This is a genomic window from Apilactobacillus xinyiensis (assembly GCF_019656235.1).
GTDB classification, from domain to species: Bacteria; Bacillota; Bacilli; order Lactobacillales; family Lactobacillaceae; genus Apilactobacillus; species Apilactobacillus xinyiensis.
This window is the reverse complement of the sequence record NZ_BPLL01000042.1, coordinates 1-5,943: the sequence shown is the minus strand read 5'-3', so window position 1 is coordinate 5,943 and position 5,943 is coordinate 1. Positions and strand designations below refer to the sequence as shown.

4 protein-coding genes, 2 tRNA genes and 1 other RNA gene are annotated in these 5,943 nt (G+C 32.3%); 4 read left to right on the top strand and 3 right to left on the bottom strand.

Annotation, left to right across the window (positions count from 1 at the left end):
• Window positions 1-247: 247 nt before the first annotated feature.
• Window positions 248-620: a transfer-messenger RNA gene (gene ssrA / locus K5Q11_RS07415) on the bottom strand.
• A gap of 163 nt (window positions 621-783) precedes the next feature.
• Here ssrA and K5Q11_RS07410 point away from each other — a divergent pair.
• Complete coding sequence (locus K5Q11_RS07410) at window positions 784-1,476, top strand: C39 family peptidase (protein WP_220752404.1); 693 nt, start codon at window positions 784-786, stop codon at window positions 1,474-1,476.
• Between the two features lie 59 nt (window positions 1,477-1,535).
• On the opposite strand, the gene K5Q11_RS07405 is transcribed toward K5Q11_RS07410, so the two are convergent.
• A tRNA-Glu gene (locus K5Q11_RS07405) sits at window positions 1,536-1,609 on the bottom strand.
• 127 nt (window positions 1,610-1,736) lie between these two features.
• On the opposite strand from K5Q11_RS07405, the gene K5Q11_RS07400 reads away from it, so the two are divergent.
• Window positions 1,737-1,809: transfer RNA gene (locus tag K5Q11_RS07400), tRNA-Gln, on the top strand.
• A 34-nt stretch (window positions 1,810-1,843) separates the two neighbouring features.
• Here K5Q11_RS07400 and K5Q11_RS07395 read toward each other — a convergent pair.
• Window positions 1,844-2,173: a hypothetical protein gene (locus K5Q11_RS07395; protein WP_220752402.1), complete on the bottom strand. Its 330-nt coding sequence runs from the start codon at window positions 2,171-2,173 to the stop codon at window positions 1,844-1,846.
• A gap of 123 nt (window positions 2,174-2,296) precedes the next feature.
• Here K5Q11_RS07395 and K5Q11_RS07390 point away from each other — a divergent pair, with 123 nt between their 5' ends.
• Complete coding sequence (locus K5Q11_RS07390) at window positions 2,297-4,039, top strand: ABC transporter ATP-binding protein (protein ID WP_220752400.1); 1,743 nt, start codon at window positions 2,297-2,299, stop codon at window positions 4,037-4,039.
• Window positions 4,032-5,852 carry an ABC transporter ATP-binding protein gene (locus tag K5Q11_RS07385; RefSeq protein WP_220752398.1) on the top strand — a complete coding sequence of 607 codons (1,821 nt, stop codon included), beginning with the start codon at window positions 4,032-4,034 and terminating at the stop codon, window positions 5,850-5,852. The genes K5Q11_RS07390 and K5Q11_RS07385 overlap by 8 nt, the downstream gene beginning before the upstream one ends.
• The last annotated feature ends 91 nt before the right edge of the window (window positions 5,853-5,943 follow it).

The following is a 5,943-nucleotide window of genomic DNA, read 5'->3' as shown; positions in this document are numbered from 1 at the left end:
AGTTGAATATTTTGACATAAAAAAACCGCCTTAAAAAATTAGATATTATGTCTAACTTTTTTAAGGCGGTACAAATTTAGCATCCCTTTTTTCATCCATACCCCTACGGTGAATTATTTTTTACTGTTATTTATACTGTCATACTGTCATTGAATTTACTGTTTTTTTATCATATTAGTCCATAGAATAAATAAAAAGCCCATTGTTACGGTAAAAATAACACCGATAACAATGAGCTTTTGTTGGCTAATGGAGTCGGCGGGAGTTGAACCCGCGTCCGAGCATATCGCCATCCGAATATCTACGCTCATAGGGATACTATTTAAATTTCACTAGGTAGAACACCGTATTCCAGGGTTACCATACCTAGCTAACCTGATTAGTCTCTTCCAACAACTTCAGGTGGGAGCTGTTGGCGTAAGTCTACTTCATATAAAACCCAGATCTAACTCATAGACGAAGCTAGGAGGATTGTCGTTGTCTGCTTATTAGGCAGCTAAAGCGACGTTGTTTGAATTATTTTTTGCAGTTATAATTTAAAAACTGGACGTTTTTACGTAGACGCCGCTACGAAACGCAATTCGAATTCGAACTATACCCGTCGAATCCATAACGACCCCAAAATAGGTACATAAAAAATATTATCATATTACTCAATAAAAATAAAGTAATCCGCATAACCATAATAAGGATTTATAATGATGCAATATTTTTAACCATTAGTGGATTGATTTGATTTATAATGTTAAAATATAACGTCTTAATTGTTGAAGGGATGAATCCATGAAAAATAAAGAAATAGCCTTTGAAAATTTAATGCCTTTTTATGTTAAATTAAAACGTTCTAGAATGGAGAAATGGTGTCTTCAAGAAATGACCCAATCAAAGAAAGAAAAACGGTCATTTAAACGTTCAGATAACAATGCAGAATTTATGATAAATAAAATGGGATTTTATAAAAAACACGCATGGTTTCACTTTGATGATTCAATCAATGGTGCTGGTTGGGTGCCTTTTAAATTTGTACGAAATAATTATCGTCGTTTGAACATTGAACCATTAAGTTGTGAAACTAATGATAAAAAAATGTATTTTTGTGCAGTAAAAATGATGTTGAATTTTGCAGGGATAAATATTGATTCTACGACTTTTGACAAGTATATAAATGTCAGTCAATATAATCATTTTACCTATACTCCACAACACTTTTTTAATATTTTTGTGAATTTAAAAGGTTCATACAAAGATTTAACCAATAAGTCTTTTCGACGTGTGCGAAGTCGATTATTAAGAAATCGTCCAGTTATGCTATGGATTAAAGACTATTCGGGTACAATTGTGCCGATTGTAGTAGTAGGGTTTAATCGCCGCGTGTTTATCTATAATGATCCACTATCTGGAACTATGAAAGAAATAACTGTTAAAAGTTTAAACAAGCAGTGGCGAAAATGTCATTACTTTGCTTTAAGTTATTAACATAATCACAGCATAATAAAAAGCACTTAGCATCATGCTAAGTGCTTTTTATTATAGAATCACCCACATGGGGCTCGAACCCATAACTCCGCCTTGAGAGGGCGACGTCTTAAACCAGTTTGACCAGTGGGCAATAACAACTAATCAATACATAAAATATTATATATAATGTGATTATTAATGTCAAATTAATTCAACTAGTTAACCAAACATTTGACAGTATATTTATTTAAGTTTAATATATTTATTGTACTAATTATTGGGTATTCGCCAAATTGGTAAGGCAGCGGACTCTGAATCCGCAATTTACTGGTTCGAGCCCAGTATACCCAATCAAAAAAGGTCTGCTTTAGCAGGCCTTTTTATTTTATTCAAAAGACAAATCGATAATAAACTTATGATGATTGACGATATGTCCAGTCGTAACCCAAATTTCTTTAAAATTATTATTTTCATCATCAGTCAGACTATAGAAATAGTTAATTAAATCGTTGTTGTTCTCCATGAAATCATTGTTCATTCGATTAACACGTAATCGACCTTTAGGGAAAAACAAGTTAGTATTGCCAATTTTAATATCATCGTTAATAAACATTTGAATTGAATTTTTGTACTGACCACTTTTAAAAATAGTCTTTTCAGGATGCTGTCGAATATAGAATAAAATATTGCTGATTGTATCTGAATTACTGCTCATGATTTTACCCCATTTCTTTACTACATTATATATAAGTAGATTTTATACTTTTCAACTAAAATATTAAAGTATATAATGACCAATACGTTTGTTTAACATAATATAGGTAAGGAGTGGTAATATTTGCTTAAATTATCCAAAAAATACTTAGTCTGGAGTGCGGTAATTGCTGCAGTTCTTTTTTTAATTGTACAAGTTGCCTGTGATTTGTACTTACCAACTGTAACTGCCAATATTATCGATAACGGAGTAGCTAAAAATAACATTGGCTATATCTGGAGTGAAGGTTTCAAGATGTTATTTGTAGCAATGGTTGGAGTTTTAGCTGCTGCGGGAAATATCTATTTTGCAGCTACCCAATCACAAAAAATGGGTAAAAAGATTCGTAGTGCTATGTATCGAAAAATTATGTATTTATCTGATCAAGATTTAGACAAGTTTGGCGATGCGTCATTGATTACTAGAAACACTAATGATGTTGTGCAAATTCAAAACGTCATGATTCAAGTTCTTCGTATGATGTTTATGTCGCCTATTATGCTAGTTGGTGCCATTTCATTAGCCTTTGTTAAAAGTCCACGTTTAACGATTGTTTTCTTTGTTTCTTTAGTAGTTTTAGCAATTGTAGTAGTTATTATTATGTCTTTTGCCGGACCATTATTTAAAAAATTACAAAGTAAAACTGATAAGTTGAATTTGATTTTTCGTGAAGGCTTAACTGGAGTTAGGGTAATTCGAGCTTTTAATCGCGATGCTTATGAACAAAATCGTTTTGATCATCAAAATCGTAATTATGCCAAAAATGGAATTAAAGTATTTATGATCGTTTCATTAATGTTTCCTGTCATGACTTTGATTTTAAGCGGTACAAATGTTGGAATTGTATGGTTTGGAGCTAAAATGATTTCGCATAATGCTTTAGCAGTAGGAAATTTAGTTGCTTTTATGACTTATGCAACACAAATTTTAATTAGTTTTATGATGCTTTCATTTATGTTTGTGTTCATTCCACGAGCTAGTGCTTCAGCTAAACGTATTAACGAAGTTTTAGAGGTAGAACCTTCTATTAAAGACCCTAAAGATGACCATGAAAGACATATTGCTGATAATGAAACTAGTTTGTCATTTGAACATGTTGACTTTAAGTATGGTCAAGAAGATCATCTAGCTCTTAAAGACATCAATTTTAGTGCCAAACGTGGACAAACTGTAGCAATTATCGGTGAAACTGGTTCTGGAAAATCATCGCTAGTTAATTTAGTGCCTCGTTTGTACGATGTTACTAATGGTGAGATTAAATTAAACGGTGTTTCAATTCAAAAAATTAGTCAAGCTGAATTACATCGCAACATTTCAATTACTCAACAAAAGGCAGTATTGTTTACAGGAACCATTAGAGAAAATATGCAATATGGGAATGAAAAAGCCACTGATGATGAGATTTGGCATGCCTTGCAAGTAGCCAAAGCAGATGAATTTGTAACCGATGAAATCGGCGGATTAGATGCTCCTGTAGAACAAAATGGTAGTAACTTTTCTGGTGGTCAAAAGCAACGATTAGTTATCGCTAGAACTATCTTAAAAAATGCTGCTGTTTATATCTTTGATGATTCATTCTCTGCCTTAGATTTTAAAACCGATGCAGAATTACGCATGGCTTTAAATAAAGACTCTAAAATTAAAAATGCAATTACTCTAATTGTTGCTCAACGAATTTCTACGGTTGCAAATGCAGATTTAATTTTAGTTTTACAAGATGGAAAATTAGTTGGCTCAGGTACGCATGATGAGTTAGTGGATAACAATCCAGTTTATCGAGCTATTTTAGACTCACAGCTTAAAAAGGGGGGTGCTAATAATGGATAATGCTAAAAAGCGAAAACCAGATAATTTTTGGGCAGCTACGTGGCGATTAGTTAAATACATGCGTCCTTGGATGGGTGGTGTGATATTTGTAGTCCTACTATCAATCATTGCGGTAATTTTGCAAATTATTACACCCAAAATTTTAGGAAATGCCACTACTGAGATTTATAAAGGCGTAACTAAAGGTTACATGGCTAATCAACGTGGAATCAAATTAAGTAGTATTCCCATTGATTTTGCAACGGTTGGACATATTTTAATCGTAGTAGCAATTTTATACATTATTAGTGCTTTGTTTAATGTTGCTGAACAATTTATCATGACTTATATTTCACAAAAAGTTGTCTATCAATTACGTAAAGATTTTAAAGCTAAGATGCAACGTTTGCCAATTTCATATTATGATAAAAATTCAAATGGTGACATCATGTCTAGAATGATTAATGATATGGATAATATTTCAACGATGTTGCAAACTAACCTAACACAATTTATTACTAGTATCATGCTATTCTTTGGAGTTTTGTATATGATGTTTACCATTAGTTTGACTTTAACACTGGTTGCATTAGCTACATTACCAATTATAGCGATTATTGTAGGATTAATTACCCCGCGTTCACAACGTTACTTTAGTAAACAACAAAAACATTTAGGGGTCGTTAACGGACAGGTTGAAGAAACCTTCGCGGGACATAATATTATAAAAACTTTCAATCGTGAAGAAGAAGCGATTGATAAATTTGAAACTCAAAATGAGAAATATTATGGAGCTGCCTGGAAAGCGCAGTTTATTTCAAGCTTTATTTTTCCATTAATGAACTTTGTAAAGAATCTTAATTATGTTTTTGTGGCAATTATTGGTGGAATTCAAGTTGCTAATGGAAATATTGCTTTAGGTAATGTGCAAGCTTTCTTACAATATACTAATATGTTTAATCAGCCTATTAGTAACTTAGCTAATTTAACTAATACGATTCAGTCAACAATTGCTTCGAGTGAACGTATTTTTAAGATATTAGATGAACCAGAAATGAATACAGAACGTTCCAATGTATCGACTGTTAAGACTGATAATTCAATTACTTTTGAAAAAGTTAACTTTAATTATGAACCAGACGTTCCATTGATTAAAGATTTTAATCTATCAGTTAAAAAGGGAACGACGGTTGCAATCGTTGGGCCTACAGGTGCTGGTAAAACAACGATTATTAATTTGCTAGAGCGTTTTTATGACATTAAATCAGGTTCTATTCGTTTAAATGGGGTTGATACACGTAATATTAGTCGTCCAGAATTACGTTCACATATTGGAATGGTGCTACAAGATAGTTGGTTATTTACAGGAACTATTTTTGATAACATTAAATATGGTCGTGAAAAGGCTACAGATGAAGAAGTTTATGCGGCAGCTAAAGAAGCACATGCAGATACTTTTATTAACAAATTGCCAGATGGATACAACACGATTTTAAATGAAAGTGCTTCTAACATTTCCCAAGGTCAACGTCAGCTTTTAACAATTGCTAGGGCATTTTTATCTAATCCAGAAATATTAATTTTAGATGAAGCTACTAGTTCAGTCGATACGCGGACTGAGTCATTAATTCAAAAAGCGATGGATAAATTAATTAAAGGACGAACCAGTTTTGTGGTCGCACATCGTTTATCTACTATTCGTGATGCAGACAACATTATTGTAATGAACCACGGTCAAATCATGGAAACCGGTAATCATGACGAGTTAATGCAACAAAATGGTTTTTATGCTGATCTTTACAATTCACAGTTTATTGGTAATGATTTGAAGTAATAAAAAAGCAATCTTAAAATGAAGTGCCTTAAAAAAGTTAGACAATTATTACTAAATTAAATATTTAATTTCATGGAATGATTTCGATATT

Coding starts and splice junctions, on each gene's coding strand:
- K5Q11_RS07410 (WP_220752404.1), top strand. CDS start 784: ATGAAAAATAAAGAAATAGCCTTTGAAAATTTAATGCCTTTTTATGTT.
- K5Q11_RS07395 (WP_220752402.1), bottom strand. CDS start 2,173: ATGAGCAGTAATTCAGATACAATCAGCAATATTTTATTCTATATTCGA.
- K5Q11_RS07385 (WP_220752398.1), top strand. CDS start 4,032: ATGGATAATGCTAAAAAGCGAAAACCAGATAATTTTTGGGCAGCTACG.